This window comes from Luteibacter sp. HAY1-4A (assembly GCF_056755355.1).
In genome coordinates, this window is record NZ_JBNDHZ010000017.1 from 25,549 (window position 1) to 52,290 (window position 26,742).

General features: G+C 65.9%; 28 protein-coding genes. 11 read left to right on the forward strand and 17 right to left on the reverse strand.

Translation table 11 applies throughout. From position 1 onward, the window contains the following. Nucleotides 1–3: 3 nt before the first annotated feature. Nucleotides 4–954 carry a bifunctional helix-turn-helix transcriptional regulator/GNAT family N-acetyltransferase gene (locus ACPYOD_RS07640; protein ID WP_481301138.1) on the reverse strand — a complete coding sequence of 317 codons (951 nt, stop codon included), beginning with the start codon at nt 952–954 and terminating at the stop codon, nt 4–6. 136 nt (nt 955–1,090) lie between these two features. Between ACPYOD_RS07640 and ACPYOD_RS07645 the strand changes: the two genes are divergently transcribed. Next, a complete protein-coding gene (locus ACPYOD_RS07645) occupies nt 1,091–1,837 on the forward strand; it encodes a sulfite exporter TauE/SafE family protein (RefSeq protein ID WP_481301139.1) in 747 nt (248 codons plus the stop codon). 16 nt (nt 1,838–1,853) lie between these two features. Here the strand turns inward: ACPYOD_RS07645 and ACPYOD_RS07650 are convergent, their stop codons facing one another. The 4 genes from ACPYOD_RS07650 to ACPYOD_RS07665 are packed head-to-tail and all read right to left on the reverse strand — an operon-like array spanning nt 1,854 to nt 5,110. After that, nucleotides 1,854–2,561 (reverse strand): HAD family hydrolase, encoded by a 708-nt coding sequence (locus tag ACPYOD_RS07650; protein WP_481301140.1) that lies wholly within the window; start codon nt 2,559–2,561, stop codon nt 1,854–1,856. A gap of 7 nt (nt 2,562–2,568) precedes the next feature. Continuing rightward, nucleotides 2,569–3,420 (reverse strand): indole-3-glycerol phosphate synthase TrpC, encoded by an 852-nt coding sequence (trpC, locus tag ACPYOD_RS07655; protein WP_481301141.1) that lies wholly within the window; start codon nt 3,418–3,420, stop codon nt 2,569–2,571. A 49-nt stretch (nt 3,421–3,469) separates the two neighbouring features. After that, on the reverse strand, nt 3,470–4,501 hold the full coding sequence (gene trpD / locus ACPYOD_RS07660) for an anthranilate phosphoribosyltransferase (RefSeq protein ID WP_481301142.1): 1,032 nt from the start codon (nt 4,499–4,501) through the stop codon (nt 3,470–3,472). Between the two features lie 12 nt (nt 4,502–4,513). After that, nucleotides 4,514–5,110: an anthranilate synthase component II gene (locus ACPYOD_RS07665; protein ID WP_481301143.1), complete on the reverse strand. Its 597-nt coding sequence runs from the start codon at nt 5,108–5,110 to the stop codon at nt 4,514–4,516. 188 nt (nt 5,111–5,298) lie between these two features. Between ACPYOD_RS07665 and ACPYOD_RS07670 the strand changes: the two genes are divergently transcribed. From ACPYOD_RS07670 to ACPYOD_RS07680, 3 genes are all read left to right on the forward strand, one after another. After that, nucleotides 5,299–6,330 (forward strand): aldo/keto reductase, encoded by a 1,032-nt coding sequence (locus tag ACPYOD_RS07670; protein WP_481301144.1) that lies wholly within the window; start codon nt 5,299–5,301, stop codon nt 6,328–6,330. Nucleotides 6,331–6,474: 144 nt separating this feature from the next. Continuing rightward, nucleotides 6,475–6,978 carry a DoxX family protein gene (locus ACPYOD_RS07675; RefSeq protein ID WP_481301145.1) on the forward strand — a complete coding sequence of 168 codons (504 nt, stop codon included), beginning with the start codon at nt 6,475–6,477 and terminating at the stop codon, nt 6,976–6,978. A gap of 118 nt (nt 6,979–7,096) precedes the next feature. Further along, nucleotides 7,097–8,047: a D-2-hydroxyacid dehydrogenase family protein gene (locus tag ACPYOD_RS07680; RefSeq protein WP_481301146.1), complete on the forward strand. Its 951-nt coding sequence runs from the start codon at nt 7,097–7,099 to the stop codon at nt 8,045–8,047. Between the two features lie 12 nt (nt 8,048–8,059). Here the strand turns inward: ACPYOD_RS07680 and ACPYOD_RS07685 are convergent, their stop codons facing one another. Further along, the gene (locus tag ACPYOD_RS07685) at nt 8,060–8,902 is read right to left on the reverse strand and encodes a DUF2884 family protein (RefSeq protein WP_481301147.1); all 843 of its coding nucleotides are present in this window, start codon (nt 8,900–8,902) and stop codon (nt 8,060–8,062) included. A gap of 112 nt (nt 8,903–9,014) precedes the next feature. Further along, on the reverse strand, nt 9,015–9,653 hold the full coding sequence (locus tag ACPYOD_RS07690) for a response regulator (protein WP_481301148.1): 639 nt from the start codon (nt 9,651–9,653) through the stop codon (nt 9,015–9,017). 493 nt (nt 9,654–10,146) lie between these two features. Here ACPYOD_RS07690 and ACPYOD_RS07695 point away from each other — a divergent pair, with 493 nt between their 5' ends. After that, complete coding sequence (locus tag ACPYOD_RS07695; protein ID WP_481301149.1) at nt 10,147–10,368, forward strand: hypothetical protein; 222 nt, start codon at nt 10,147–10,149, stop codon at nt 10,366–10,368. Nucleotides 10,369–10,393: 25 nt separating this feature from the next. On the opposite strand, the gene ACPYOD_RS07700 is transcribed toward ACPYOD_RS07695, so the two are convergent. From ACPYOD_RS07700 to ACPYOD_RS07720, 5 genes are all read right to left on the reverse strand, one after another. Beyond that, nucleotides 10,394–10,828, reverse strand: coding sequence for a PA2169 family four-helix-bundle protein (locus ACPYOD_RS07700; protein WP_481301150.1), 435 nt, complete (start codon nt 10,826–10,828; stop codon nt 10,394–10,396). Nucleotides 10,829–10,894: 66 nt separating this feature from the next. Next, nucleotides 10,895–11,647 (reverse strand): DUF2884 family protein, encoded by a 753-nt coding sequence (locus ACPYOD_RS07705; protein WP_481301151.1) that lies wholly within the window; start codon nt 11,645–11,647, stop codon nt 10,895–10,897. A 62-nt stretch (nt 11,648–11,709) separates the two neighbouring features. Continuing rightward, nucleotides 11,710–12,231, reverse strand: coding sequence for a hypothetical protein (locus tag ACPYOD_RS07710; RefSeq protein ID WP_481301152.1), 522 nt, complete (start codon nt 12,229–12,231; stop codon nt 11,710–11,712). 23 nt (nt 12,232–12,254) lie between these two features. Then, nucleotides 12,255–12,782, reverse strand: a complete 528-nt coding sequence (locus tag ACPYOD_RS07715) for a peroxiredoxin (protein ID WP_481301153.1) — start codon at nt 12,780–12,782, stop codon at nt 12,255–12,257. Nucleotides 12,783–12,903: 121 nt separating this feature from the next. Next, complete coding sequence (locus ACPYOD_RS07720) at nt 12,904–13,359, reverse strand: hypothetical protein (protein WP_481301154.1); 456 nt, start codon at nt 13,357–13,359, stop codon at nt 12,904–12,906. 187 nt (nt 13,360–13,546) lie between these two features. On the opposite strand from ACPYOD_RS07720, the gene ACPYOD_RS07725 reads away from it, so the two are divergent. Both ACPYOD_RS07725 and ACPYOD_RS07730 read left to right on the forward strand, forming a co-directional pair. Continuing rightward, a complete protein-coding gene (locus ACPYOD_RS07725; RefSeq protein WP_481301155.1) occupies nt 13,547–13,960 on the forward strand; it encodes a universal stress protein in 414 nt (137 codons plus the stop codon). Nucleotides 13,961–14,032: 72 nt separating this feature from the next. Beyond that, the gene (locus ACPYOD_RS07730; RefSeq protein WP_481301156.1) at nt 14,033–14,854 is read left to right on the forward strand and encodes a ferritin-like domain-containing protein; all 822 of its coding nucleotides are present in this window, start codon (nt 14,033–14,035) and stop codon (nt 14,852–14,854) included. A 12-nt stretch (nt 14,855–14,866) separates the two neighbouring features. On the opposite strand, the gene ACPYOD_RS07735 is transcribed toward ACPYOD_RS07730, so the two are convergent. Beyond that, on the reverse strand, nt 14,867–15,586 hold the full coding sequence (locus ACPYOD_RS07735; RefSeq protein ID WP_481301157.1) for a hypothetical protein: 720 nt from the start codon (nt 15,584–15,586) through the stop codon (nt 14,867–14,869). 107 nt (nt 15,587–15,693) lie between these two features. Here ACPYOD_RS07735 and ACPYOD_RS07740 point away from each other — a divergent pair, with 107 nt between their 5' ends. The 4 genes from ACPYOD_RS07740 (at nt 15,694) to ACPYOD_RS07755 (ending at nt 19,492) form a co-directional block, all read left to right on the forward strand. Then, nucleotides 15,694–16,953 (forward strand): MFS transporter, encoded by a 1,260-nt coding sequence (locus tag ACPYOD_RS07740; RefSeq protein WP_481301158.1) that lies wholly within the window; start codon nt 15,694–15,696, stop codon nt 16,951–16,953. A 62-nt stretch (nt 16,954–17,015) separates the two neighbouring features. Next, entirely contained in the window at nt 17,016–18,317 is a 1,302-nt protein-coding gene (locus ACPYOD_RS07745; protein WP_481301159.1) for a thioredoxin family protein, read from the forward strand. 72 nt (nt 18,318–18,389) lie between these two features. Further along, complete coding sequence (locus ACPYOD_RS07750) at nt 18,390–19,073, forward strand: glutathione S-transferase (RefSeq protein WP_481301160.1); 684 nt, start codon at nt 18,390–18,392, stop codon at nt 19,071–19,073. A gap of 95 nt (nt 19,074–19,168) precedes the next feature. Further along, on the forward strand, nt 19,169–19,492 hold the full coding sequence (locus tag ACPYOD_RS07755; RefSeq protein ID WP_481301161.1) for a hypothetical protein: 324 nt from the start codon (nt 19,169–19,171) through the stop codon (nt 19,490–19,492). 56 nt (nt 19,493–19,548) lie between these two features. On the opposite strand, the gene ACPYOD_RS07760 is transcribed toward ACPYOD_RS07755, so the two are convergent. From ACPYOD_RS07760 to ACPYOD_RS07775, 4 genes are all read right to left on the reverse strand, one after another. Further along, entirely contained in the window at nt 19,549–19,884 is a 336-nt protein-coding gene (locus ACPYOD_RS07760; RefSeq protein WP_481301162.1) for a DUF4377 domain-containing protein, read from the reverse strand. Nucleotides 19,885–20,001: 117 nt separating this feature from the next. Beyond that, nucleotides 20,002–22,695, reverse strand: a complete 2,694-nt coding sequence (aceE, locus tag ACPYOD_RS07765; protein WP_481301163.1) for a pyruvate dehydrogenase (acetyl-transferring), homodimeric type — start codon at nt 22,693–22,695, stop codon at nt 20,002–20,004. Nucleotides 22,696–22,923: 228 nt separating this feature from the next. Next, nucleotides 22,924–25,224, reverse strand: a complete 2,301-nt coding sequence (locus tag ACPYOD_RS07770; protein ID WP_481301164.1) for an NADP-dependent malic enzyme — start codon at nt 25,222–25,224, stop codon at nt 22,924–22,926. A 220-nt stretch (nt 25,225–25,444) separates the two neighbouring features. Next, on the reverse strand, nt 25,445–26,725 hold the full coding sequence (locus tag ACPYOD_RS07775) for a peptidase MATCAP family protein (RefSeq protein WP_481301165.1): 1,281 nt from the start codon (nt 26,723–26,725) through the stop codon (nt 25,445–25,447). Nucleotides 26,726–26,742: the final 17 nt, after the last annotated feature.

The window sequence follows — 26,742 nt, forward strand, 5'->3', positions numbered from 1 at the left end:
GGGTCAGGCGCCCCCGTACACCATGTAGACGTCGGCCCGGTTGTAGTGCGAGCCCGGGCGGATGGAGGGCTGCCGCACGAACCCCGCCCGTTCATACATGGCCAGGGCGCGATCCAGCCGGCTGTTGGACTCCAGGAAGAGCTGCCGGCCGCCGAGCCGGCGGTACTCGGCGATCGCCGCGTCCAGCAACGCCCGGCCGGCGCGCAGGCCCCGGAAGTTCTCGTCCACGCCCATCTTGGACAGCTCGTAGACGCCCTCCCCCTCGTGGATGAGGGCGCAGGTGCCTATGACCTCACCTGCATAGAGGGCGAAGAAAATCGCCCCACCGGGCGCGATGATCAGGCCTTCGGGGTCGGCGAACAGCTTTCGGTCCACGGCTTCGACACGAAAATGGCGCTCCAGCCATTGCTCGTTCAACCGGCGGAAGTGATCGCGCAGACCCGGTTCGAACGGCACCACCTGGACGGTGGCGCGGCTCAGGGCCTCCCGCTGTTGCAGGATGGTCGGCGCCAGTGGACGCTCGCGCAACGCCTGCTCGCAGTTTTCGATGGCTTCCAGCATGGCCATGCCACGCGGTCCCAGCGTTTCGTTCATGCCGCGACGGATGGCGAGCCACACCGGACCCAGGGTGCCGAGGGCGCGATCGCCATCTTCCGTGAGCGCCAGCACGCTGCGCCGGCCGTCGTGCGGATCCCGCCGGCGCTCAACCATGCCCGCCTCAACGAGCCGATCCGCCAGCTGGCTTACGGCAGAGTGAGTCTGGCCGATGGCCAGGGCCATGTCGGTGACGGTGGTCGGCCCCACGTCGCGGAGATAGCGCATCACTGGGAACCACCGCGATTCGATGGCCGCGCCACACGAGCGATAGACCTCGTCGATGGCCGAATAGAACTGGTCGCTCAAGGCCTTGAGCCGGCTACCGAGGGCCAACTCGCGCAAGGAAGAGAGGTACATCTGTGATCTCGCGGACTGTGAAGGATCAGGCTAGCTGCGGCGAGATGACGCGTGCAAGCGCCAGAAGTTGGTCTTCATGCCCTCGTGCCGCCGTCCTCGTATATGGTGGTTCCCGGATCCACCGGAGGACGAAACCATGGACTGGAACCAATTCCTGATCTTTGTCGGCGTGGGCCTGCTGGCCCAACTCGTCGACGGCGCGCTCGGCATGGCCTACGGCATCGTCTCCAATGCCGTATTGCTCGCGCTCGGCCTGCCGCCGGCGGTCGCGAGCGCCACGGTGCACACCGCCGAAGTGTTCACCACCGGCGTATCCGGCGGCGCCCACGCGCTGTTCGGCAACGTGGATTGGCGCGCGTTCCGCCGTCTTGCCATCCCCGGCGTGATCGGCGGCATCATCGGCGCATGGTTTCTCGCCAGTGTGCCCGGCGACGCGATCAAACCCTTCGTGTACGCATACCTGCTCATTCTCGGCGTGGTCGTGCTGGTGCGCGCCGCCGGACGCGTGGTGTCCCACCATCGGGTGCGGCACAAGGGCCTTCTCGGTTTCTTCGCAGGTCTCCTCGATGCGATCGGTGGCGGCGGCTGGGGGCCTATCGCCACCTCCACGCTGCTGGCCCGCGGCGGCCCGGTGCGGCAGACGATCGGCACCGTCAACGCCGCCGAATTCGTCGTGACCATCGCCATTTCGTCGACCCTGATCGCGCACATGGGCGTCCAGCATTGGCCGATCGTGCTGGGCCTGCTCACGGGCGGCGTGCTTGCCGCGCCCGTGGCCGCATGGCTCGTGCGCCACCTGCCGCCCCGCTACGTGATGACGGCCGCGGGCTGCCTGATCGTCGGCATCAGCCTGTACCAGCTCACCCGTTACGCATTGGGATGAGGCCAGGGATGCTGTCCTAGTACCAGTGCAGGATTTCCAGCTTGTCCCCGAGCAGCCGACCAGCCTTTTTCGCGGTCTTCGGGGTGGGATTGACCAGCCGCGCCGCATCGGCCGCTTTCAGCATGGGCATGTCCGACAAGGAGTCGCCGTAGGCGACCGTCCAGGGCCGCGCGATGCCCGCGCGGTCGAGCGTGCGCACCTTGGCATGGTGCACGTTGTGGCTGACGAAGCGCATGCCGAAGAGGCCCATCCGGGCCTGCGAGGCCACCAGCTCGCAGCCTCCGAGACTCACCTCGTCGAGCATGGCCTCCACCATCTTCTGCTCGTTGCCGGTCACGATCACCACCCGGTCGCCCGCGCCGATGTGCCTGCGCAGCGTCGCCACCGCGTCGCGGCAAAAAACGCCGGGGCGCCGCGCATAGGTGCGGCCGAACGCGGCCATGATCCGCCGGCATGCCGCCTCGCTGCGGCCGAAGGTGACCACACGCAGGAAGACGCGACCCAGGAAACGGTTGCCTGCGACGCTGCCGATAAGGAACGGTACGAACGGCAACAAAGGCAGCGCCAGCAGTGCGCGCCATCGGCCCATACCGGAAAGGCGCTCGCGATAGAACAGCTCCAGCGTCTGGTGGCGAACGATCACGCCATCGAAATCGAACAATACGACGCGCCTTGCGTCGACGGCGGGGCTTTCAGCCGCCACCGCTTCCGTCCCCTGTTCCATGTTTTCGTTACTGCTTGTGCGTCGCTTGGTGGGGATGCGTGCCGAACAGCTTCCGCAGTTCGGTGCCCGGGTCTGGCGCGCGCATGAAGGCTTCACCCACCAGGAAAGTGTGGATGCCCGCCTCGCGCAGCTTGCGCACGTCTTCCACCGTGTGGATGCCGGATTCCGCCACGATGGCCGTTTCCGAGCCGACGCGATCCTTCAGGCGCAACGAGGTGCCGAGGGACGTTTCGAACGTGCGCAGGTTGCGGTTGTTCACGCCGATCAGCGGTGCCGGCGTACCGAGGGCGATTTCCAGCTCTTCTTCGTTGTGCACTTCCATCAGCACGTCGAGGTCGAGCTCCGCGGCGAGCAGCGAGAGTTCGGTGAGACGCCCCTCGTCGTAGATGCGGTCGCCGTCGGGCTCCTTTTGCGCGAACGCGGCGACGATCAGCAGGATGCAGTCGGCGCCGATCGTGCGGGCTTCGTACACCTGGTACTCGTCGATGATGAAATCCTTGCGCAGGATCGGCAGGCTGCACGCTGCGCGCGCCTGGCCCACGAAATCCTCGTGCCCCTGGAAGAAGTCGGCGTCGGTAAGCACCGAAAGGCACGCGGCACCGCCCAGTTCATAGCTGCGGGCGATAGCGGCGGGATCGAAATCCTCGCGGATGAGACCCTTGCTCGGGCTGGCCTTCTTTATCTCCGCGATGACGGCCGGTTCGCCCTCGTGCAGGCGCTTGTCGATTTCTGCTACGAAGCCTCGTGTCGGCTCGAGGTCGGCGATGCGCGCCGCCAGGTCGTCGAGGCTGCGCTTGCGGCTGCGCTCGGCGATCTCTTCCAGTTTTCTATCTAGGATGCGATGGAGGATGTCGGACATCGGAGGGAGTTCCTTGGGTAGAGCCGGGGACTGGGGAGCCCCGACCATATCAGGCACCGAGCCGCTGCGTCTCGGCCACGAACGCCTCCATTTTTGCACGAGCCGCGCCGCTTGCAATGGTGGCCCGCGCAAGGTCGATTCCGTCCTGTATCGAAGACGTCACATCGGCGGTATAGAGGGCCGCGCCGGCGTTCAGGCAGACGATGTCGTGCGGCACACCCGGCACGCCGCCGATGGCCTCGAGCAGCATGGCCTTCGAGCCTGCGGCATCCTCGACGCGCAGGTTCCGGCTGGACGCCATGGACAGGCCGAAGTCCTCCGGCTCGATCTCGTACTCGCGCACGACGCCGTCGCGCAGTTCGCCCACCATGGTGGCCGCGCCCAGGGAGATTTCGTCCATGCCGTCGCGGCCCCACACGACCATCGCGTGCCGCGCGCCGAGCGCCTGCAACACACGGATCTGGATGCCGACGAGATCGGGGTGGAACACGCCCATGAGGATGTTGGGAGCGCCGGCCGGATTGGTCAGCGGACCGAGGATGTTGAAGATGGTGCGGACGCCCATTTCCTTGCGCACGGGCGAGACCACCTTCATCGCCGGATGGTGGTTCGGCGAGAACATGAAGCCGATGTCCACGTTCCCCATGCATACGGCTACCTGGGCCGGCAGGAGGTCGATGCGCGCGCCGAGCGCCTCGAGGACATCGGCGCTGCCGGATTTGGAGGACACACTGCGACCACCGTGCTTCGCCACGCGTGCGCCGGCCGCCGCGGCAACGAACATGGACGCCGTGGAGATGTTGAACGTGGACGCGCCGTCGCCGCCCGTGCCCACGATGTCGAGGAAGTGCGGGTGCGGGCCCGCTTCGACCTTCGACGAGAGATCGCGCATCACGCGAGCCGCGCCGGTGATCTCGCCCACCGTTTCCTTCTTCACGCGCAGGCCGGTGAGGATCGCCGCGGTCATCAACGGGCTCACGTCGCCGCGCATGATCTGGTGCATCAGCTCGATCATCTCGTCGTGGAAGATCTCGCGATGCTCGATCGTGCGCTGGAGCGCCTCGGAGGGAGTGATGGGCATGAAGCGCGTTCCTTACGCGGCGAGCGGCAGCGGCATGCCGAGGAAATTCCGCAGCAGGTCGTGACCATGCTGGGTAAGGATGGACTCCGGATGGAACTGCACACCCTCGATATCGAGCGTGCGGTGGCGCAGGCCCATGATCTCGTCGATGGAGCCGTCCTCGCGCTCGGTCCACGCCGTGACCTCGAGGCAGTCCGGCACGGAGTTTTTCTCGACCACCAGGGAGTGGTAACGCGTGGCCTCGAACGGATTCGGCAGGCCGGCGAACACGCCCTGCCCCCGGTGCCGTACCGGCGATGTCTTGCCGTGCATGATTTCCCGCGCACGCACCACCTTGCCGCCGAACACCTGGCCGATGGCCTGGTGCCCCAGGCACACGCCGAAGATGGGCAGTTCGCCCGCGAGCTCGCGCAGGATGTCGACGGAGACACCCGAATCGTCCGGCGTACCCGGTCCCGGCGAGATCATGATCCGGGAGGGCGCCAGCGCGCGGATGTCCGCCACGGTGAGCGCGTCGTTCCGCACGACCTTGACCTCCTGCCCCAGTTCGCCCAGGTACTGGACGAGGTTGAAGGTGAAGCTGTCGTAGTTGTCGATCATCAGGAGCATGACATCACCAAGCCGTTGTTTTACAACGAATGACGGAGAGCCGATCAGGATCGATGGTGACGGGCGCCATCGAGCGTGCCGTGGGGGGAGCGGGCATTATCCATTGAAAAGCCATCGCGCATCGATACGGTTGAGCATGCGCGGAAGACGCCCCATGCTGGAGGGCGCCCTCCCCACAAGGAACCCCCATGGAACATCGCCAGCTCGGCCGCTCCGGCCTGAAAGTCCCCGTCCTCAGTCTCGGCACCGGTACCTTCGGCGGCTCGGGCGAGTTTTTCGAGCGCTGGGGCACCACCCAGGTGGACGAGGCGAAACGCATTGTCGACCTGTGCCTGGAGCATGGCCTGAACATGTTCGACACCGCGGACATCTATTCGCGCGGCATGGCCGAGGAAGTGCTCGGCGAAGCGCTCAAGGGGCGCCGCGACAAGGCCCTCATCGCCACGAAGGCCACCTTCTCGATGGGCGACGGACCGAACGACAAGGGCTCCTCGCGGTACCACATCGTACGTTCCTGCGAGGCCAGCCTGCGTCGGCTCCAGACAGATCACATCGACCTGTACTTCATGCATGGCTTCGATGCGCTCACGCCGGTGGAAGAAACCCTGCGCGCGCTCGACGACCTGATTTCCAGCGGCAAGATCGGTTACATCGGCGCCTCCAATTTCTCCGGCTGGCATCTCATGAAGTCGCTGGCCGTGTCCGAGAAATATGGACTGGGGCGGTACGTCGCCTACCAGGGCTTCTACTCGCTCGTCGGCCGCGACTACGAGTGGGAACTGATGCCACTGGCGCTCGACCAGGGCGTGGGCACCATGGTGTGGAGCGCGCTTGGCTGGGGACGCCTTACCGGCAAGATCCGTCGCGGCAAACCCGCGGACGCGGGCCGCATCGCGTCGGGCGGTGCGGTCGGCGGCCCGCCGGTCGACGAGGAGAAGCTCTACGACATCGTCGACGTGCTGGACGCGATCGCCAACGAGCGCGGCAAGTCGATCACCCAGGTGGCGCTCAACTGGGTGCTCAGCCGTCCTTCCGTCTCCAACATCGTGATCGGGGCCCGCGACGAGGCACAGCTCACGCAGAACCTCGGCGCGGTGGGCTGGACACTCACGCCGGAAGAAATCGCACGGCTGGATACCGTGAGCCAGACCACGCCCCCATACCCCTACTGGCACCAGAAGGGCTTCGACGAGCGCAATCCGAAGCCGACTACCTGGTAACACCCTTGGGAGCGCGCTGGTGCGCGATGAGACTTGCTGCCAGCACCCTTCGCGCGCGAGCGCGCTTCCCACAACATCCTTCGCCTGAAAGGAATTCGCTGCGTCCCCGGTCAGCCTTGGTTGAACCCGTCCAAGGAGCACACCATGAGCGCACCGCCCCCCGGCACAGGCCTGGCCTCGCTGCTGTTCGCACGCCCTTCCCGCCTTTCCCGTTTCGCCCCGCTCGTGCTGCGTCTCGTCGTGGGTGGCGGCTTCATGCAGCACGGCTTCGCGAAGCTGCTGCGGGGTCCGGACATGTTCGCCGGCATCCTCGCGGCCATCGGCGTACCGGCACCGGAACTTATGGCGTGGCTGACGGTGGCTATCGAGATCTTGGGCGGCTTCGCCATCGTAGTCGGCGCCTTCGTCACGCTCGCCGCCATCCCTATGATCGTGGTGCTTCTCGTCGCCACGTTCACCGTGCACCTGCCGTACGGCTTCAGTTCCATCAAGCTGATGTCGGTGCAGAACGGCGTGGCGCATTTCGGCCAACCGGGTTACGAATGCGATCTGCTTTATCTGGCGGGCATTGTCGCGCTGATGCTCTTCGGAGCCGGGATCTGGAGCGTCGATGGCATCATCGCTCGGCGACTCGTGCGCGCAAGTTAATGCGTGCACGCCGGTAGCCAACACACTTGCCCCTTGTCACTCCAACGGGGATGCTAGGCATTCGTCTCGACAGCAACGGCTGAGACCTGATCCCGTCGGCCCGGCCAGGAACCGCACCATGAACGACACACGTGCCCGCATCGCCGTCCTCGACGATTACCAGAACGTCGCGCTGCGCAGCGCCGACTGGTCGCCGCTGGCCGGCCGTGCCGACATCACCGTTTTCCATGACCACGAGTCCGACCACGACGCATTGGCGCGGCGGCTACAGCCGTTCGATGCGGTGGTGGTCATGCGCGAGCGCACGCCGTTCACGGCGGCGCTTTTCGACGCACTGCCCCGCCTTCGCGTGATCGCATCGACCGGCCAGGCCAACGCTTCGATCGACATGGACGCCGCGGCCGCACGCGGCGTCGAAGTGGTCCACACGAACTACTCGTCCACGCCCACCATCGAATTCACCTGGGCGGCCATCCTGGGCCTCATGCGTGGTGTAGGCAACGAAACGGCGTCCGTGCGTGCCGGCGGATGGCAGGTCGGGCTCGGGTCGGAACTGCACGGGAAGACCCTCGGCATCCTGGGCCTGGGGCGCATCGGATCGAAAGTGGCGCGCATCGGCCAGGTATTCGGCATGCAGGTGATCGCATGGAGCCAGAACCTGGAAGAGGAAACCGCCAGCGCGCTGGGCGTACGCCGTGTCTCGAAACAGGAACTGCTTGCCGGGTCGGACGTACTCACTATCCACATGCGCCTGAGCGAGCGCACACGCGGCTTGATCGGCGCGTCCGACCTCGCCGCCATGAAACCGACCGCGCGCCTCGTCAACAGCTCGCGCGGCCCCATCGTGGACGAGGCTGCCCTCGTGGAGGCGCTGCGCACCGGACGCATCGCCGGCGCGGCGGTCGACGTCTTCGAAGAGGAGCCGTTGCCGCTCGATCACCCGTTCCGCACGTTGCCGAACGTGCTTGCCACGCCGCACATCGGCTACGTCACCGAGGAGATGTACCGCACCTTCTACGGCGACTCCGTGCGCAACCTGCGGGACTGGCTGGATCGCCAATCCGCGTGAGCCGCTCGCGGGTCAGAGCTGGGCGACCTTCTTGTGGCCGCCCTCGCTGTCGCTATCGCCGTCCTTGTTCTGCTTCGGCTTGATCGTCATCAGCTCGAGTGGCTTTCCGTCGCCCAGGCGTACGTTCCAACCGCGTTGGAGGGCAGCCAGGTCGTCGAGTTGCGGACAGATCTTCTGGGCTTTTGCATCCAGTGCATGGGAGCGCTTGTCCATCTCCCGATCGAGCGTCTTGTCGAGTGCGTCCGCCCTGGCCTGCAATGCGGCCACCTTGCTCGAATCCCCGGAGAGTGCCGCGGTGACGGCGCTGGAGGTGACCGAACCAACGAGTTCGCCGACCGAGTCCGTGACCGAGCCCGCCAGCGTCTCGGTCATTCGGTTCGACGACCAGTGGCCGGCACCGATGCCCTCGTCGATCTCGCGGAGCGCCTGCGCCTGCTTGCGCTTCAATTTCTCCAGCATGCTCGCGCGCTGGTCGCCATCGGCGAAGGTGAGGGTTACGCTCGTCATGGCCGAGAAGCCGATCTGGACGCCCTCCCTCGCGATATCGGCGACTTGGGGCATCAGCCGGCGCACACCGTCCTCATAGCGGCGCAGCGATTCGGCATCGGCTCGCGATACCGCGATCTCCTTGCCGTCGACGCGCAAGGCACCGTCATGCAGGAAAATCTTCGCAGGCGAGCCGCTGGCGCGATGGAACGACAGGCCGGCGGCGGTGACGTCCACGTCGTAGGGCGTGGAGTAGTCGTGCTGGCAACTATCCATGCTGAAATTGAGCCCCTCGGTCTTCGCCGGGACGGTAGAGGCCGCGAGCGAAAGCGCGAGGGCGGCAGTTCCTACAATGAACGGGTGTCGCATGGTCCTTCTCCCCAGGGTTGGCGCGGGTAGGATGCGCCTGCCAACACCAGGGTTTAAGCCGAATGCGGTCAGGATGCATGGGTGGTTGGTCACCCCCTGACTTCCGGCACGGTCAGGACGAGAGGCCGCGCTCCCTGGCGTACTCGGACAGCCGGCTGTCGTGGTCGATGCCGAGTTTGCGCATGGCGTCGCGCTTTTGCCGACTGACGGTCTTCACGCTGCGGCTGAGGCGCTCGGCGATCTGACCGATGGACATGCCACTGACATAGAGGCGCACCACTTCGATCTCGCGCGCGGATAGCCGCACCGCATCGGTGCGGCACAGGACACCCGCCTCGTCGAATTGCCGGCGAATGGTCTCGCTGAGATATGCATGGCCCGCCGCGGCATGCCGCACGGCTACCGCCACCTCGGTGAGCGGCGCACGCTTGTCGCATAGGCCGAGCGCCCCCCGCGTGCGCATCGTCTGCAGCACGGCGGCGTTGTTGACCATCGTGAGCACGACCACGGGAAGGCGCGGATAACGCCGGCGGATAAGGTCGATGAGCGAAAGTCCGTCGCCGTGACGGCCACCCGGCATGGAGAAGTCGGTAACGACGACATCGCACGGACGCGACGCGAGCAGTTCGACGAGCTGGTCACCGTTGGCGGCTTCGCCAACCACATCGATATCCCCTGCCGCTTCGAGTGCCGCTCGCGTACCCATCAGCACCACGGGATGATCGTCGGCAATGATCGTGCGCAGAATCATGTCTTTCCTCGCCGGCGGCAAGGTGCAGCCGCCATCCGTGAGATGTGTTACTCGTCGTACTGCGCGGAGATTACAGTAAACGTTCGGGCGCGTTCGAAGGAACGCCGCGACGTCATTGAGAACATTGGTCATTTCGACGCATGACCATCGCGCATGCGTTGTCGTGTCGCGCACCGCTTCCTGCATCTCTGCTGCGTGCGATGCGCCGCCTGGCAGGCGGCGCGCCCGCGCTCGATGTCGGGTTCGCCGCGACGTCGCGAGCGAGGGCCCACGCGTGCGTCTGCACCACGCGCACGATGCTCGCTCCGGCGACGCGGTCCGCATGCGAGGCGTTGTCCCTACACGATGCCGTGGGCTCCCGCGAACGCGCCGGACTAAGGAACATCTCAAGAAAATAAGTCGGATTTTTCAGACTTGTCTTATTCTCTCGATGCCCATGTGCGGTCCATCCTGTATGCAACGCGCCACGTCCGGCGCTCATGGGGCAACGTTCATGCTGCCGCACACGATCGAATATCACATCGCCGACGTCGGCGACGCCTGGGGCATCTTTCGGGAAGGCATGCAGATCGCGGTCCGGAAGGACCCGGTCGACGCCATTGCGTTCGCCAATTATTTCGCCGACCGCGAAACGCTGATGTCACCGCATCCGGTTCACGTCATGGCCGACGTTCACCTCTATCGGACCTTGCAGGAGATCCGCAGCGCAGCGTAATGCGGCGCAGCGCGGGTGCCACCGTTCAACGCCCGGCGGCACTGCCCAGGTTGGTCATGTCGAGATGCAGCAGGCGAAGGCGCGCGATGTGCCGGCCCACCGTGGCGCGGTCGCCGGATGTCGCTTCCAGGCGCAGGAAAGCATCCAGCAGGCGGCGCTCCATCTGCTCAAGCATGCGGATATAGGTCACGTCGGGGTCGTGGGATAGCTTCGCGGAAGCCTCGATCATGGTCCGCCGTACGCCGCTCATCGCACCGGCCGCGGTAGCGGGCCGGCCGCCAGTGGCGGAAACCTGGCCCTGCAAGTCGCGCGCAATGGCGGTAAGCGCGTCCGCTGATTCTTCGAGGATCACCTTGAGACCGGGCTCCCGCACGCCCCGGGCGGCCTGCTTATAGAGGTCGCGATCCGCGATGACGCGCTTGATCAGGCCGTTCACGACGCGATTCGAAGTGCTTTCCATGGCCCGGACCTTAGTCCTGCCGCACTTAGCCGGTCTTAAATGCGGACGCTGGCGGTCAGCCGCTGGTCATCCACCGCGTTCGACGAGCAGCAACGGCCTGCCCGCCGCGTCATGAAGGCCCGACTGGAGTTCCACGAGTTGCCCGATGGAAGGGCAAAGCGCCTGGATTCGCGGTCTGAGCGCCGATTCAAGCCGCGCCATGACGCGTGCCTGTCCGCCGGTTGTCACATTCGCCACGCGATCGCGCAGGGACGCCGCTCCCTGCAGATCGCCGTTCATGGCCAGCTCCATGGCTTCCCCACCCACTTCCTGGGTGAGCATCGGGCCCACGTCGGCAACGATTTCCTGGGCATAGGCCCGCATGGCGTCTTCCTGCCAGTCGCGGGTGGTCTGGCTCGCGGCGATCCTGCGTTTGATGTCCGCCACGCGGGTGCCCAGCACCCGATCGAGCTCGCCACTGGCGACCGCCGACGGCGCCGCGGTGGCGGCTTCTTCGCGAACGGCACGCGCCGCAAGATCCACACCGTCGTTGGCGATGGCTTTCGCCTTGGGCACCAGGGTGCGTACCTGACGCTCGAAAAGCGCCACGCGATCCTGTTCGTCCGGCCGCAGGGCAACCTGCCTGCCATCGGTTTCCAGGGTGCCGTCGTGCATGCGGACGGTGCGCGGAGCGGCGTCAGCCCGTTCGAATACCAGGGCCTCGGGCCGCACGGTGAGGTCGTAGGTGCTGGCGACCTGGCAGGTGGTCGCGAGATCCTGCGCAGCCGCGCCACCGGCGAAGCAGAGGAGGATGGCGAAGGCAGGCAGACGAGCGCTCATGAGGAAAGACCGGCGGAAAGCCTTCTCGATACCCGGCCGCGAACGAATGCCCGCTGAACCGCTCAGAGCGGGACGTATCCGAATTGCTGGCGTACGCGCACGGTGCCCAGGGCCCACGACAGCCAACCGAGCAAGGGTACCGAGATCACCTTGAGGAGAAGGCCGACCAGCAGGATCGTGCGGTGCTTCTCGCCGGTGGCAAGCAGTTCGGCCGGCAGCCCGGCCTGGGTGAGCACGACACCGAGTTGCCGCCACTGGTCGAACGCACCCCAGGCCGTGTATGCCGACCAGACGAGCAGCACGAGGGCGACAACGCGCATGGCCCGCCGGCCCCAGTCCCGCCAGCGCAGGGTACCAAGCGCAATGGCAACGACGACGAAGGCCGCCAGCGCGTAGGCCAGCGACCACATCATGCCGACGCGCGGATCGCCTGCGCCGGCGGCGATGGCCTCCGCGCTCACCGCGCCGACGGCCTTCGCGAGGATCACCGATGCATAGGTGTTGATGACGAGGCCGACGGCGGCCAGCAGCATCACGAGCCACACCACGATGCGCCACGGCGCGAAGGGACGTGGGCGCTTCACGCCCCGGGCGGCACCGAACACGATCAGGCGCCCGCCTTCTTGAGCTCGGCGATGTCAGCAAGCACCTGGCCCGAGTTCTTCTCGGGGTCCACGTCCTTGTAGATCTTGACGATCTTGCCGGCCGGATCGATGAGGAAGGTTTCGCGACGGGCGTACTTCTGGCCCGTGGGCGTGGTGGTGAGCACGTCGTACTTCACGGCCACGGCGCTGTCCGCGTCCGAAAGCAGCGGGAACGGCACATGGTATTTCTCGGCGAATTCCTTGTGCGACTTGACGTCGTCCAGGCTCACGCCCAGGACGACCGCACCGGCCTTGTGCAGCTTCGCGGTGTCGTCGCGGTAGGTGCAGACCTCGGTGGTGCAGCCGGCCGTGAAGTCCTTCGGATAGAAGTAGAGAACCAGCCACTTGCCCTTGTGGGTTTCCAGCGTGTGCCAATCGCCCTTCTGGTCCTGCAGGCGGAAATCGGGTGCCTTGTCGCCCACGGCGGGCGCGGCGGCCCAGGCGGTGGCGGTCACGATGCACAACGCGAGGAAGGTCAGGAGGCGACGCATGGGTGGAACCTCGGGGTGGGGTGGGATCGACGTGAGTGTAGCCCGGTCGCCGACAGGTTGCGCTGGCGCAAAATAAAGAGGGCGCCCGGCGGGGCGCCCTCGATCGTCCCTCGCTCGCTGCTTACTTGCCGAGGCGCTCGATCTCGAACTTGCTGAGGTCCACGCCGAGGTTGAAGCCGCGGCCGGTACCGGTGACCGCCAAGGAGACTTCGCCCTTGGTCATGACCGAACTCTCGGCACTCTTCACCACGCCGGCATTGGCACCCGCATTGGCATATTCGCCGTAGATCTCGCTGATGCCCTTGACGTTACTGAACTCGCCCTTGCCGCCTTCGATGCTGAACTTGCCTGCGGTCAAGCCGCCGCCGCGCACGTGGATGATCACGTCGGCGCTCTGGCCGTTGTCGCAGCGGACGTGGCCGCGGCCGTCGGCCTTCTTGTAGATGGCCGCCCAGCCCGTCGTGTTGAAGGTCATGTGGCACTTCGTCGCGGCCTCCGCCGCCTGGGCCGGCTGGATGCCGAAGGAACCTGCCGCCGCCAGGGCCAGGGCGGCCATACCCGTAATGCGCTTGATCATGTTCGTTCTCCGTGGAATAGGTGGCAGGAAACTACGACGCGGATTCTCCACTCACGATTGTGAAGAAATCCGGAGCGGAATCGCTACCGTTCAGCAGACCAGCGGATTGGTGCACGGCCCGTGAACCGCTTCGCCGCACGCGCCCGACGCCCTACCATGGCCATATCCCCAGCCAGAGGACGCCCCCATGCCCAAGCACATCCTGGTCGGCTACGACGGATCCGAGACCGCCCGCCGCGCCTGCCTTTTCGCCCTGGAACTTGCCGCCTGCGCCGGTGCCCGGGTGCACGTCGTCTCCGTGCTCCAGATCGAAAACGGCGCCGACACCTCGGCCCTGATGATGACCGACAACGGCGAGGAGCGGCTGGCCGCCCTGCGCACCGAGGTCGCCGGACTGAACCCGGCGTCGCGCGTGCCGGTCGACGTGGACCTCGTCCATGGCAGCCCCGGGGACGCCCTGCTCTCCTATGTGGCCCAGCACGGGGTGGACCACATCGTGATCGGCCATACCGAACGGGGGGCCCTGGCGCGCTGGCTGGTCGGTTCGACCTCCACGGACGTGCTCGCCAAGGCGCACGTTCCTGTCACCGTGGTGCGCTGACGCCTCGCCTTTGTCACAATCCTGCCATTGCCCACGGGGGCGACCTTACAAAGAGACCGGGGAACGCCAGCAGTGAGCTATGCCGCCACCTTGCCATGGACGCTCGAAACACTGGACCTGTCGCGCATCGACGTCGCGAAGGTCAGGGAAAACGAGGACCTGTTCCTGCTGCTGTGCAGCTCGTCCTTCGTCGAAAGCGGATCCGACCTGTACACGCACAATCTCGTGGACCACTTCGCCGGCGACGACGAGTTGCAGGGCTGGCTCCGGGACCACTGGGAGCATGAGGAACTGCAACACGGCCGCGCGCTCGCCGCTTACGTTCGCCACGTGTGGCCCGAGTTCGACTGGGACACCGGATTCAAGAACTTCTTCGCCCACTACGGCTCGGTCTGTACGTCCGAGGAACTGGAGCCGAACCGCGGCCTCGAACTCGCCGCGCGCTGCGTCGTCGAGACCGGCACGGCCAGTCTTTACCGTGCGTTGAACGACGTCACCGACGAACCGGTGCTGCGCGAACTCACGAATTACATCAAGAGCGACGAAGTGCGGCACTACAAGCACTTCTACCAGCACTTCCGCATCTATCGCGAGCGCGACGGCATCGGCCGGGTCAGCACGTTCCGCACCCTGCTGAAGCGCCTGCGCGAGATCAAGAACGAAGACAGCGACATCGCCCTGCGCCACGTGTTCAACGTGCGCTATCCGGAGAAAGCGCACGACGACGCGGAGTTCCGCCGCGTCACCTCGCGTGCCGAGGGTCTGCTGAAGCGGCACATCCCCGCCGAAATGACGGTGAAGATGCTGCTGCGTCCGCTCGACCTGCCGCCGAAGGTGAACTCGATGCTGGAATGGCCGCTGACGCGTATTACGGAGAAGCTGTTCCTGCACTGAGGCCCAGGCGCCTCACTTCTTCTTCGGCAGCGGCGTCCACTTCTCCGGATCGAACCCACCGGTTTCGAACAGCAGCGTCGTCTCGCCACGGCTGACGGTCACCACGTCGACGGTCAGCCGCTTCGTTTTCGCCAGGTCCTTCAGGAACTGCGCGTCGTTGCGGAACAGCAGCGCCGGTTCGCCTGTGGGCGGGCGGAACGCCTTGATGGTCTTCGCCTTGCCGTCGAACGTGGCCTTCAGCGAGCAGTCGCCCTGGCAGACGAAGCCCTTGCCCGTGGTGGCATAGAGGAAAACGCTCTGGCCCCACGCCGTGTGCCGGCGCAGGATCAGGCGAACCGTCTGCTCGCCCGTCTGCTCGCCCGTCGGCCGGCTCGATTGGATGGTGGCGGTGCTTTGCGTGCCGCCCTGCATGGGCGAGGTCTGGTAGAGCCACAGGGCCGCGAGGCGGGCCTTCTCACTGGCCGCCTTGTACGTGGCCTCGAGATCGCCAAGGGTCTTCTTCACCTCCGCGGCCGCCGGCGTTTCAGGGTATTTGTCGACGATCTCGTGCCCCAGCTGTACGGCGGGGCCGTCGTTGTGGAGCTTCAGCAGCTGCTGATAGGTCTCGAGCTTCTTCGCAGCTTCCTCGGCGCTGTTGTCCGGAGCGGGAGCCTGTGCGGCCTGCTGGTCCTGGGGCGATGAGCAGGCGGCGACGAGCGCGGCGAGGGCGATAAGGGAGGCGATACGGCGCATGATCTTGCGGACCCCGGCTGGAAAGCGCCTAGCTTCCCCGATACGGCGGCGGCGATCAAACGACAAGGGCAAGGCGTAAAATTGCCGCACATATCCAAGGATCGCCGATGTCGTCTTCGCCCCGGGAAGCCGTTTCGCTGCTCAGCTACCGCGCTTTCGTGCAATTCTGGTTCGCGAAGAACGCGTCCAGTTTCGGATTCCAGATGATGTCGGTCGCCGTGGGCTGGCAGGTCTACGAGATCACCCACCGCGCGCTCGACCTGGGCCTCATCGGCCTCGTCCAGTTCGTGCCGTCGGTACTGCTCGCCCTGCCCGCGGGCCACGTGGCCGACCAGTTCGACCGACGCCGCATCGTCGCCGTCTGCCAGACGATCGAATGGGCGGCCATCGCGCTCCTTGCCGCATTCAGCTTCTTCGGCCATCTCACTGAAACGGGCATCCTGGCGCTCGTCTTCGTGGTCAGCCTCGCGAAGACGTTCGAATTTCCCGCGTTGCAATCCATGCTGCCCGCGCTGGTGCCGATGAACGTGCTTCCGCGCGCCATGGCGGCCAATGCGGCGGCGGGACAGGCGGCCATGATCGCCGGCCCGGCGCTGGGTGGCATCCTCTACGTAGCCGGCCCCGCGACGGTATACGGCGTGTCTGCGCTTCTATACCTCGTTGCCCTGGTGCTGATCGCGCGTCTCGCCTACGACCACCTGCCGCCGCGTCGGGAGCCCGCCACGCTCAAGACCCTGTTCGCCGGCATCCATTTCATCCGCCACCGGCCAGCGGTTTTCGGGGTCATTTCCCTCGACCTGTTTGCCGTGCTGCTCGGCGGCGCCACCGCGCTGCTGCCCATCTTCGCGAAAGACATCCTGCATACGGGACCGTGGGGGCTGGGTGTGCTGCGCGCGGCACCTGCCGTGGGTGCCCTGCTGATGTCCCTGTGGCTTTCGCGGCATTCGCTGGAGCGGCGTGTCGGGCCGATCATGTTCGCCTCCGTGGCGGGTTTTGGCGTGGCGACGCTGGTATTCGCCCTGTCGAACGTACTGTGGGTTTCCGTCGTGGCGCTGTTCGCGCTGGGTGCGTTCGACATGGTGAGCATGGTGATCCGCGGCGCGCTGGTGCAGCTGGAAACGCCCGACGACATGCGCGGGCGTGTCAGCGCGGTCAACGCCATCTTCATCAACACCTCCAACCAGCTCGGCGAATTCGAGTCGGGCCTGCTGGCCGCGGCCATGGGGGCGGTCAATGCGACCCTGATCGGGGGTATCGGCACCCTCGTCGTGGTCGGTCTATGGATGTGGTGGTTTCCGTCCCTCCGGCGCCGCCAGGGGCTGGTTTCGGACCCGGAGCCCGTGGAAGGCGCCAGCGGCACGATCTGACACGGGCACCCAAAGCGTGTTATTAGGTGGACGTCTATACCTCCAAAGGGGAAGAAGCCACCATGAAGCGACTGCTCGCCACCCTGCTTTTCGCCTTCGTTGCCACGGCCCAGGCCGCGCACCCGGGTCCCGCCAGCCTCGACGCGGCACTGGCCCAAGGTAAGCGCGAGCAGAAGCCTGTGCTGGTCGACTTCCAGGCGGTCTGGTGTTACTCGTGCTACTTCATGGCCAGCCATGTGCTCAACGGCAAGGAATGGAACGACCTCAACGCCAAGGTCGTTTTCTACGAAGCCGACGCCGACAAGCCCGCCGACAAGGCATGGATGCAGAAATGGAACGTGCATTTCCTGCCGACCTATGTGCTCGTCGGTCCCGATGGCGAAGAGCTCGGCCGCATCCTCGCGGAACGGCCTCGCGCCACGTTCTACAGTGAGGTAGCGGGCATCCTGTCCGGCGATGCGCGGCTGTCGAAGCAGAAAGCCGATGCCGCCAAGGGCTCCATGGCGGCCGTTGCCGATGTGCTCGACACCTACCAGTTGCGCTACCAGGGCAGCGAGGGCATGGCGTGGTTCGATTCCCTGCCGCCGATGGTCAGGAACGTCTCGGACAAGGACAAGCGCGTCGCGCTCGCGAAGCAACGGCTCCTGTTGTTGCAGGCGAAGGACAAGAAGGACGACGCCGGCATCGTCGATGCGGCGACTCGCGTACTCGACGGCAAGATCGGTTGCGAACGGCCCTATGTGCTCGACGACCTGATCGAGGCCAGCGCATCGCGGCAACCCGACGAACGCCGCCGGCTGCTCGCGCCACAGAAGGCACCGTACCAGCAGTACCTCGCTTCGCAGGTGTTCACCCCATCGCCTGCCTGCGCCGACCAGCGCAGCGCGGTGCTCACGGCGGCCGACCTGGCTGCCGCGCTGGACGACCACGAGGGCGAGCAGGCAGTACTGCGCAAGGCCATCGACCTCAGCCGCGACAAGTTGCACGGCAACCTGCGCAGCGACCGCAACCTCGCGGACAACCTTCGTGTCTACCTCGTGCGCGCGAAGGCGGGAGAAGAACTCGACACGCTGGAGAAGCAGCTGATCGCCGCCTATCCCGAAGACTACGTTTACAACTATCGGTACGGCCGTCGGCTCGTCGAGAACGGCAAGCCGGCGGAAGGGCTGCCGTATCTCGATACCGCCGCGAAGAAGGCGTACGGGGCGAACCGCATCACGGTCACTCTGTTCCAGGTGAAGGCGCTTCGCGCTCTGCATCGCGACGACGAAGCGCGCAAGCGCGTAGCGGAAACCGTCGCGGCGGAAGGCAAGGCCTTCCCGGAGCAGACTAAGAAGCTCCAGGAATCGCTCACCGCGGGCTGACGGGCGGCTCCCCGGCCTTTCGCGGGCCGGGGAACTGCTACCCTTCGCCGCTCCACCAGCGCGAGCCGTTCCATGATTGTTGTCCATCACCTGAACAACTCCCGTTCGCAACGCGTGCTCTGGATGCTGGAGGAGCTGGGCCTCCCCTATGAGATCGTGCGCTACCAGCGCGATCCGAAGACGATGCTGGCGCCCAAGAGCCTGCGCGACGTCCATCCGCTGGGTAAATCGCCCGTGCTGGTCGACGGCGAGCATGTACTCGCCGAGTCCGCGGCCATCCTCGAATACCTCCTCGACCGGTACGGCAACGGACGCTTCGTGCCCCTTGCCGGCACCTCCGAAGCGCTGCGCTACCGGTACTTCATGCACTACGCGGAAGGCTCCGCCATGCCGCCCCTGCTGCTCAAGCTGGTCTTCCTGCGCATGGAATCCGCGCCCGTGCCCTTCTTCGCCAAGCCGATCGCCCGGATGCTCGCGCGCGGGGCACAGAAGACGTTCGTCGATCCCCAACTGAAGCTCCACCTCGATTATCTCGAAGGCGAAATCGGCAAGACGGGCTGGTTCGCGGGCGCCGAGTTCACGGCGGCGGACGTCCAGATGAGTTTTCCGCTCGAAGCGGCGGCGAGCCGCGCCGCCCTGGACACGTCGCGGCCCGGCCTGCACGCGTTCCTCGAACGCATCCATGCGCGGCCCGCCTACCGCGCCGCACTGGAACGCGGCGGCGATTACGACCTGGTGCCCAAGGCCTCACGCTGAATCGGGCCTCAACTGGGCCAGACCTGTTTACGCCCCCCTCACGGCATGGACTGCAAAGTTTGCAGCCTGTAGCAAACACGTGAGGGAGTCATCCGATGAGCAGAAACCGCGAGTTCGCGCGCCAGGTCGAGAGCGCCGTCAACGGGGTCTCCGGCCGCGTCCGTCACTATGCCGACGAAGCCGCGGGAGTGGGTAGCGACCTTCTCGACCGCAGCCGCCGCATCACTGGAAAACTGGGCCGCAACGCCAACGACCAGCGCATCCGCTACCTTGCCGAAGACCTCGCCGACGAGGCCACCTATCAGTACCGGAAGCTGCGCCGCCGCGTGCAGCGGCATCCGGGCGTCACCATCGGCATCGCCGCGGCTGCCATCGGCACCTTCCTGCTGATTCGCCACGCGCTGCGCGACGACGATTGACCTGTCTGCCTGCGCAGGGCAGTAGGGGCCGGGAGCGATCCCGGCCTTTTTTTTGCCTACTGCACCGGATGCTGCTCGACCACCTTGTCCACGTGCCAGCGCACGCGCGACGCATCCTGCGGCGTGTCGCCCGCGCCGTGTACCTCGGTGATCTTCAACAGGTATTCGTTACCGGCCTTCCAGTCGAAACCCTCCACCGGCACATACGTGGGCTGCCACGGGTCCGTGGGCTGCTCGCGGTACTGGAGGCAATCGGTCTGCATCACGCCGTTGCTGCACGGCACCTTGCTGCCGGCGATGTAGAGCAACCGCGAGCGCGAACCGTGATCGGGCGGCGTGGTGGCACAGGCGGCCAGGGCAACGACGGTGCAGGCGATGGCGATCAGGCGCATGGCGGAGTCCGGAATCGGTGGTATACGGAGGAATAGCACCCGGCCCATCGACGATGCGTGATGCGGAAACGACGAAGGCCGGATACCCGGCCTTCGCGATACTACATGCCGCTGCGGTCAGACCGTCATCGGGTTCGGCTTATCCATGTCCAGCTTGTATTCCTTGATAGCCCGGCTGACGTCCTTGGCATTGACCTTGCCGTCCTTCGCGAGCGCGGCCAGCGCGGCATGGGCGATCCAATAGCGGTCCACTTCGAAGTGGCTGCGCAGGTTGGCGCGGGTATCACTGCGGCCGAAGCCGTCCGTGCCCAGCACCGTGTAGCGCATGCCATCCGGCATGAAGGCGCGGATCTGGTCCGCGAACTCACGCACGTAGTCCGTGGCGGCAATGGCCGGACCCTGACGATCCGCCAGGAGCCCGGTGACGTACGGCACGCGCTGCGGCGCTTCCGGATGCAGGCGGTTCCAGCGCTCCGCATCGAAGCCTTCGCGGCGCACTTCCGTGAAGCTCGGCACCGACCAGATGTCGGAGGTGACGCCGAAATCCTTCTCGAGAAGTTCGGCGGCAGCGATGACTTCGCGCAGGATGGTGCCCGAACCCATGAGCTGCACGCGCGGCTCGTTCTTCTTGGCCTTGCCGCCGTCCTTGAACAGGTACATGCCCTTGACGATGCCCTCTTCGCTGCCCTTCGGCAGGTCCGGGTGGGCATAGTTCTCGTTCATCACCGTGATGTAGTAGTAGACGTCTTCCTGCTCCTGCATCATGCGACGTGTGCCGTCCTGCAGGATGACCGCCAGTTCGTAGGAGAACGTGGGGTCGTAGGAGACGACGTTCGGGATCGCGCCGGACAGCAGGTGCGAATGGCCGTCTTCGTGCTGCAAGCCTTCGCCGTTCAGCGTGGTGCGGCCCGACGTACCACCGATGAGGAAGCCGCGCGCACGCATGTCGCCCGCCGCCCAGCAGAGGTCGCCGATGCGCTGGAAGCCGAACATCGAGTAGTAGATGAAGAACGGCAGCATCGGCACGTTGCTGATGCTGTAGCTGGTGCCTGCCGCGATCCACGCGCTCATGCCGCCGGCTTCGCTGATGCCTTCCTGCAGCACCTGGCCCTTCTGGTCTTCGCGGTAGTACAGCAGCTGGTCGGCGTCCTGCGGACGATACTTCTGGCCGAACGGCGCGTAGATGCCGATCTGCCGGAACATGCCTTCCATACCGAAGGTGCGCGCCTCGTCGGCCACGATGGGCACCAGGCGCGGACCGAGTTCCTTGTCGCGCAGCATCAGGTTCATGCCACGCACCAGCGCCATGGTGGTGGAGATCTCGCGATCGCCCGTGCCCTTGGTGATCTGCTCGAAGGCTTCCAGCGGCGGCGCCTTGAACGACTGGTCGGCCTTGCGGCGGCGCTGCGGAAGCGAGCCGCCGAGCGCGCGACGGCGCTCGAGCATGTACTGCACTTCTTCCGAGTCCTTGCCCGGGTGGTAGTACGGCACTTCGTCCAGCTTGTCGTCGGGCACCGGGATGTTGAAGCGGTCGCGGAAGGCGCGCACCGCATCGGCGTCCATCTTCTTCTGGTTGTGCGCGGGGTTCTGCGATTCGCCCGCGGCGCCCATGCCGTAGCCCTTCACCGTCTTGGCGAGGATCACCGTGGGCATGCCCTTGGTGTTCACGGCCGCGTGGTAGGCGGCGTAAACCTTGTGCGGGTCGTGGCCGCCGCGGTTGAGGCGCCAGATGTCGTCGTCGGACATGTTGGCGACCAGTGCGGCCGTTTCAGGATACTTGCCGAAGAACTTCTCGCGCGTGTACGCGCCGCCGAAGGCCTTGCATGCCTGGTATTCGCCGTCCACGGTTTCCATCATCAGCTGGCGCAGCTTGCCGGTGGTGTCGCGCGCGAGAAGCGGATCCCAGTAGCTGCCCCAGACGAGCTTGATCGCGTTCCAGCCGGCACCGCGGAACACGCCTTCCAGTTCCTGGATGATCTTGCCGTTGCCGCGCACCGGACCGTCGAGGCGCTGCAGGTTGCAGTTGATGACGAAGATGAGGTTGTCGAGGCCTTCGCGGCCCGCCAGCGAAATGGCGCCCAGCGATTCCGGCTCGTCCGACTCGCCGTCGCCCATGAAGCACCAGATCTTGCGATCGGTCTTCGGCATCAGGCCGCGGTGCTCGAGGTACTTCCAGAACTGCGCCTGGTAGATCGCCTGGATCGGGCCGAGACCCATGGAGACGGTCGGCACCTGCCAGTAGTCCGGCATCAGGTAGGGGTGCGGATAAGACGAGAGGCCACGCCCCTTGCCCGCCACTTCCATGCGGAAGAGGTCCATCTGGTCTTCGCTCAGGCGACCTTCCAGGAAGGAGCGCGCATACACGCCGGGCGCCGAATGGCCCTGGTGGAATACCAGGTCGCCCGGATGGTCGGCGCTGGGCGCGCGCCAGAAATGGTTGAAGCCTACGTCGTACAGCGTGGCCGACGAGGCGAAGCTGGAGATGTGGCCGCCGAGGTCGCCGGGCTTGCGGTTGGCGCGCACGACGGTGGCCAGGGCGTTCCAGCGAATCAGCGAGCGGATACGCCATTCGATCGCGGCATCGCCCGGGCTGCGCGCTTCCATGTGCGGCGGAATGGTGTTCACGTATTCCGTGGTCGGGTCGAACGGCAGGTAGCCGCCCGAGCGACGCGTGGAATCCACCATGCGCTCGAGCAGGAAATGCGCGCGCTCGGTACCGTCGTGATTGATGACGGCGTTGAGCGACTCGACCCATTCACGGGTTTCGGTAGGGTCGAGGTCCTGGTTCAGGATGTCGTCGATCTGGTCCATGGATGCTCCGCTCGCGCGTGACGCGCGCTCATGGGGACTAAGAGAGGCCGCTGGGGTGGCGGGAAAACCTTTTAATGATAGCGCAAGGTTCCCCAGGCGGGATTGGATCGTGTGAAATCGGGCTTTCCTGTAGGAGCCGCTATAGCGGCGAGCGGAATCCGCCGCGACGCCTCATCGCTGCGTTGGCTTCTCGCCGCTATAGCGGCTCCTACAGTTGGCGCAGGTAAATCAATCGGTTACGACGTTACGCGGCTTCCCGGCCCGGATCTGCGCCTCGACGCAGGCCACGGAGGTCATGTTCACCACGCGGCGCACGGTGGCCTGAGGGGTCAGGATGTGGGCCGGCTTGGCCACGCCCATCAGGATCGGCCCGATCACCACGCCGTCGCAGAGCACGCGGATCATGTTGTAGGTGGTATTCGCGGCGTCCAGGTTCGGGAACACGAATACGTTGGCCTTACCCTCCAGCCGCGAGTTCGGGAAGATCCGCTCGCGCAGTTCCGGGGTGAGCGCCACGTCGGCCTGCATCTCGCCCTCCACCTCCAGGCGCGGCGCCCGCTCCCGGATCAGGTTCAGGGCCTCGCGCATCTTCTTGGCGTTGCGCGTCTCGCGGCTGCCGAAATTGGAGTTCGACAGCAGCGCGATCTTTGGCTGGATGCCGAACAGCTTCAGGCGGAGGGAGGCCTGCAACGTCGCCTCGGCGATTTCCGCCGCGGTGGGGTCTTCCTGCACATAGGTGTCGAGGAAGAAGAACGTGCCTTTCTCGGTGGCCACGGCGGCCATGGCGGAGGCCTCGGTGACGCCTTCGTCGAGCCCGATGATGTCGCGGATATAGCCGAGCTTGCTCTGGTACGTGCCCACCAGGCCGCAGATCATCGCGTCGGCCTCGCCGCGCTCCACCATCAGCGCCGCGATCACCGAGGGACGCGAACGCACCACCGCCTTCGCCGAGGCTGGGGTGACGCCACGACGCTCCATGATGGAGTGGTAGAGCTTCCAATACGCCTCGAAGCGCGGATCGGAATGGATGTTGCACATCTCGAAGTCCACGCCGGGCTTCAGCCGCAGGCCCGCCCGCGCGATGCGCTTCTCGATGACGTCCGGCCGCCCGACGAGGATCGGCCGCGCCAGCCCTTCATCGACCACGGTCTGCACGGCGCGCAGGACGGTCTCTTCCTCGCCTTCGGCGTACACCACCCGCTTCGGGTCGGCTTTCGCGCGATCGAACACCGGCTTCATCAGCAGGCCGGTGCGGAAGACGAAGCTGGTCAGCTTCTCGATGTACGCGGGGAAATCGGTGATCGGGCGCTCGGCCACCCCCGAATCCATGGCCGCCTGGGCGATCGCCGGCGGAAGCTGGATGAGTAAGCGCGGATCGAACGGCTGGGGGATGAGGTAGTCGGCACCGAAGCTCGGCGGCTTCGTGCCATAGGCCCGCGCGCTGACGTCGGACGATTCGCGGCGCGCAAGCTCGGCGATGGCCTGCACGCAAGCCACCTTCATCGTTTCGTTGATCACCGTGGCACCGACGTCCAGCGCACCGCGGAACAGGTACGGGAAGCACAGCGCGTTGTTCACCTGGTTCGGATAATCCGAACGGCCCGTCGCCATGATGCAATCCGGACGTACCGCCTTCGCGTCTTCGGGAAGGATCTCGGGGTTCGGGTTGGCCAGCGCGAAGATGATGGGACGATCCGCCATCGTCGCGACCATCTCCGGCTTCAGGATGCCGCCGGCCGACAGACCCAGGAAGATGTCCGCACCCTCGACGATCTCCGCCAGGGTGCGCTTGTCGGTATCGCGCGCATAGCGCTGCTTGTCGGGATCGAGGTCGGTGCGGCCGGTATGCAGCACGCCGTCGCGGTCGAACGCGAGGATGTTTTCCTTGCGCATGCCCAGCGTCACCAGCATGTCCACGCACGAGATACCCGCCGCGCCCATGCCGGTGGTGGCCAGCTTCACGTCCTCGATCTTCTTGCCCGTGACCAGCAGTGCGTTGAGCACCGCTGCGCCGACGATGATCGCGGTGCCGTGCTGGTCGTCGTGGAACACGGGGATCTTCATCCGCTCGCGCAACTTGCGCTCGACCACGAAGCACTCGGGTGCCTTGATGTCTTCGAGGTTGATGCCGCCGAACGTGGGCTCGAGGCTGGCGATGATGTCGACCAGCTTGTCGGGATCGGTCTCGTCGATCTCGATGTCGAAGACGTCGATGCCGGCGAACTTCTGGAAGAGGACGCCCTTGCCCTCCATCACCGGCTTGCCCGCCAGCGCGCCGATGTTGCCCAGGCCCAGCACGGCCGTGCCGTTCGAGATCACCGCCACCAGGTTCGATCGCGCGGTCAGCTCGGCCGCCTGCTTCGGGTCCGCCACGATCGCATCGCACGCCGCGGCGACACCGGGCGAGTAAGCCAACGACAGGTCGCGCTGCGTGAGCAGCGACGTCGTGGGCGTGACCTTGATCTTGCCCGGACGCGGAAGGCGGTGGTATTCGAGAGCGGCTTGCCTCAGTTCCTCGGAAATGGCCATGGGATCCTGTGGGACGTAACGGGTCGGAAGGGGTGCATGCCGCCCCTCCGGGGCGTGCGATGCAAGCCGGCATGGTAGCACCGGCAGGCGAACTGGCCGCCGCCGGTACTGTGTGGCAATACGACATGCAGTAATACGGATGCCGACCTATCAGCGCGATGCATACCTGCGATGCGCCCCATGCGTGGGCGTACGGGCCGGCGTGGAACCCCAGGCGCGATCAGAGACCGAGCGAGATTTCCTCGGCTTCCACACCCGCCATGTGGATGTGGTTCACGAATAGGGAGAAGGCCAGCTTCCCGGCCAGTCCGTGCACGTGCTGCATCCACGGCGGGAGGTAGCGCGGCAGGGCGATATCGCCGCTTTCGAAGTGCGGTTCGAGGCTCATCACGTCGTGCAGGGCCAGCTTTCCCGCGAACAGGTTGCGCAGCAGGTCGAGGCGGCGCTGGCGCAGCGCCCAGCGAAAGAACGTGTGCACCGCCAGCAGACCGCTGAGGTACACGTTGTCCTTCGCGAAAGCCGAGCCCCCTGTGAGCGGCACGCCGCGGAACACGCGCTGGGCGGAATGGAAACTGTCGGCCACGTTCTGTCCGCAGTCGCGGAAATAGCGGAACACGTCCACGAAGTCGGCGCCGTTGAGCGCCATGTCGATCGCGAGGATGCGCAGGCTGATGCGCTTCAGCCGGGAAATGTCGATGGCACCGGACATCAGTTCGGCGAAGACGGCCAGGCCTTCCTGTGTCGCCGTGACCCGAGGTGACGTGCGCGCCAGCGAGGCCAATACCGGCTGCTCGCGGCCGTTCAACGCCGTGAGCGAGTGCACAAACGCTTCGTGGGCCAGGAGTTGGTGGCGGTCGTATTCGGTGAAGCGCACACCGCCGCGCAGGCGGATGCGGGTGGCGCCGGCGGCCGCCTTGGCGGTCAGTTCGGGATCGACCTGGACGGAGATGGTGCCCGGCGCGAAGAATGCATCCAGCCGCTCGCTCATGTCGCGGCGGAGTTCCTCAGCGGGAATGTTGCCGGTGGCATCCTCCGTTTCCAGGTCCGCGCCCAGCTCGTCGGCGAGGTCGACGAAGTAGCGTGCCGCGTCGAGGTTGCTGCGGTTGCTGCCGGGGATGGCGTCCCCCGGTTTGCCGTAAAGCAGCACCGAGGTTTCCGTCACGCGTTCGGTGCCGGCTGCGTGCAGCATGTCTGCGGCGATGCGCCAGGACTCGGCCGTGCGCCGGAGGTATTCCGCGATGGGATGGTCCTCGTCGGCCTCCGCCTCGATGGCCTCCAGCTCGGCCCGTGTCTGGTCGAGCATCGGCGGGCGGTAACGGATGTCGGGGATCGACACGCGACCGGCGCTGAATTCCTCGATCAACCGCTCTTCCACGGAAGCCGGCCACGACACGGTGGGCAGGATGCGAATGGCCCCGGCCGCGGCCAGGAGACGCTGGTCGAGCGCCGCGTAACGCCGCATCTCGGGAGAGAGGTGTAACGGGACGGCTTGAGCGTGCATGGGGCCGGATTATAGCC

What these genes read in the sequence shown, in the direction of transcription:
- ACPYOD_RS07640 (WP_481301138.1), bottom strand. Translation starts at nt 954, where the DNA reads ATGTACCTCTCTTCCTTGCGCGAGTTGGCCCTCGGTAGCCGGCTCAAG.
- ACPYOD_RS07645 (WP_481301139.1), top strand. Translation starts at nt 1,091, where the DNA reads ATGGACTGGAACCAATTCCTGATCTTTGTCGGCGTGGGCCTGCTGGCC.
- ACPYOD_RS07650 (WP_481301140.1), bottom strand. Translation starts at nt 2,561, where the DNA reads ATGGAACAGGGGACGGAAGCGGTGGCGGCTGAAAGCCCCGCCGTCGAC.
- trpC (WP_481301141.1), bottom strand. Translation starts at nt 3,420, where the DNA reads ATGTCCGACATCCTCCATCGCATCCTAGATAGAAAACTGGAAGAGATC.
- trpD (WP_481301142.1), bottom strand. Translation starts at nt 4,501, where the DNA reads ATGCCCATCACTCCCTCCGAGGCGCTCCAGCGCACGATCGAGCATCGC.
- ACPYOD_RS07665 (WP_481301143.1), bottom strand. Translation starts at nt 5,110, where the DNA reads ATGCTCCTGATGATCGACAACTACGACAGCTTCACCTTCAACCTCGTC.
- ACPYOD_RS07670 (WP_481301144.1), top strand. Translation starts at nt 5,299, where the DNA reads ATGGAACATCGCCAGCTCGGCCGCTCCGGCCTGAAAGTCCCCGTCCTC.
- ACPYOD_RS07675 (WP_481301145.1), top strand. Translation starts at nt 6,475, where the DNA reads ATGAGCGCACCGCCCCCCGGCACAGGCCTGGCCTCGCTGCTGTTCGCA.
- ACPYOD_RS07680 (WP_481301146.1), top strand. Translation starts at nt 7,097, where the DNA reads ATGAACGACACACGTGCCCGCATCGCCGTCCTCGACGATTACCAGAAC.
- ACPYOD_RS07685 (WP_481301147.1), bottom strand. Translation starts at nt 8,902, where the DNA reads ATGCGACACCCGTTCATTGTAGGAACTGCCGCCCTCGCGCTTTCGCTC.
- ACPYOD_RS07690 (WP_481301148.1), bottom strand. Translation starts at nt 9,653, where the DNA reads ATGATTCTGCGCACGATCATTGCCGACGATCATCCCGTGGTGCTGATG.
- ACPYOD_RS07695 (WP_481301149.1), top strand. Translation starts at nt 10,147, where the DNA reads ATGCTGCCGCACACGATCGAATATCACATCGCCGACGTCGGCGACGCC.
- ACPYOD_RS07700 (WP_481301150.1), bottom strand. Translation starts at nt 10,828, where the DNA reads ATGGAAAGCACTTCGAATCGCGTCGTGAACGGCCTGATCAAGCGCGTC.
- ACPYOD_RS07705 (WP_481301151.1), bottom strand. Translation starts at nt 11,647, where the DNA reads ATGAGCGCTCGTCTGCCTGCCTTCGCCATCCTCCTCTGCTTCGCCGGT.
- ACPYOD_RS07715 (WP_481301153.1), bottom strand. Translation starts at nt 12,782, where the DNA reads ATGCGTCGCCTCCTGACCTTCCTCGCGTTGTGCATCGTGACCGCCACC.
- ACPYOD_RS07720 (WP_481301154.1), bottom strand. Translation starts at nt 13,359, where the DNA reads ATGATCAAGCGCATTACGGGTATGGCCGCCCTGGCCCTGGCGGCGGCA.
- ACPYOD_RS07725 (WP_481301155.1), top strand. Translation starts at nt 13,547, where the DNA reads ATGCCCAAGCACATCCTGGTCGGCTACGACGGATCCGAGACCGCCCGC.
- ACPYOD_RS07735 (WP_481301157.1), bottom strand. Translation starts at nt 15,586, where the DNA reads ATGCGCCGTATCGCCTCCCTTATCGCCCTCGCCGCGCTCGTCGCCGCC.
- ACPYOD_RS07740 (WP_481301158.1), top strand. Translation starts at nt 15,694, where the DNA reads ATGTCGTCTTCGCCCCGGGAAGCCGTTTCGCTGCTCAGCTACCGCGCT.
- ACPYOD_RS07745 (WP_481301159.1), top strand. Translation starts at nt 17,016, where the DNA reads ATGAAGCGACTGCTCGCCACCCTGCTTTTCGCCTTCGTTGCCACGGCC.
- ACPYOD_RS07750 (WP_481301160.1), top strand. Translation starts at nt 18,390, where the DNA reads ATGATTGTTGTCCATCACCTGAACAACTCCCGTTCGCAACGCGTGCTC.
- ACPYOD_RS07755 (WP_481301161.1), top strand. Translation starts at nt 19,169, where the DNA reads ATGAGCAGAAACCGCGAGTTCGCGCGCCAGGTCGAGAGCGCCGTCAAC.
- ACPYOD_RS07760 (WP_481301162.1), bottom strand. Translation starts at nt 19,884, where the DNA reads ATGCGCCTGATCGCCATCGCCTGCACCGTCGTTGCCCTGGCCGCCTGT.
- aceE (WP_481301163.1), bottom strand. Translation starts at nt 22,695, where the DNA reads ATGGACCAGATCGACGACATCCTGAACCAGGACCTCGACCCTACCGAA.
- ACPYOD_RS07770 (WP_481301164.1), bottom strand. Translation starts at nt 25,224, where the DNA reads ATGGCCATTTCCGAGGAACTGAGGCAAGCCGCTCTCGAATACCACCGC.
- ACPYOD_RS07775 (WP_481301165.1), bottom strand. Translation starts at nt 26,725, where the DNA reads ATGCACGCTCAAGCCGTCCCGTTACACCTCTCTCCCGAGATGCGGCGT.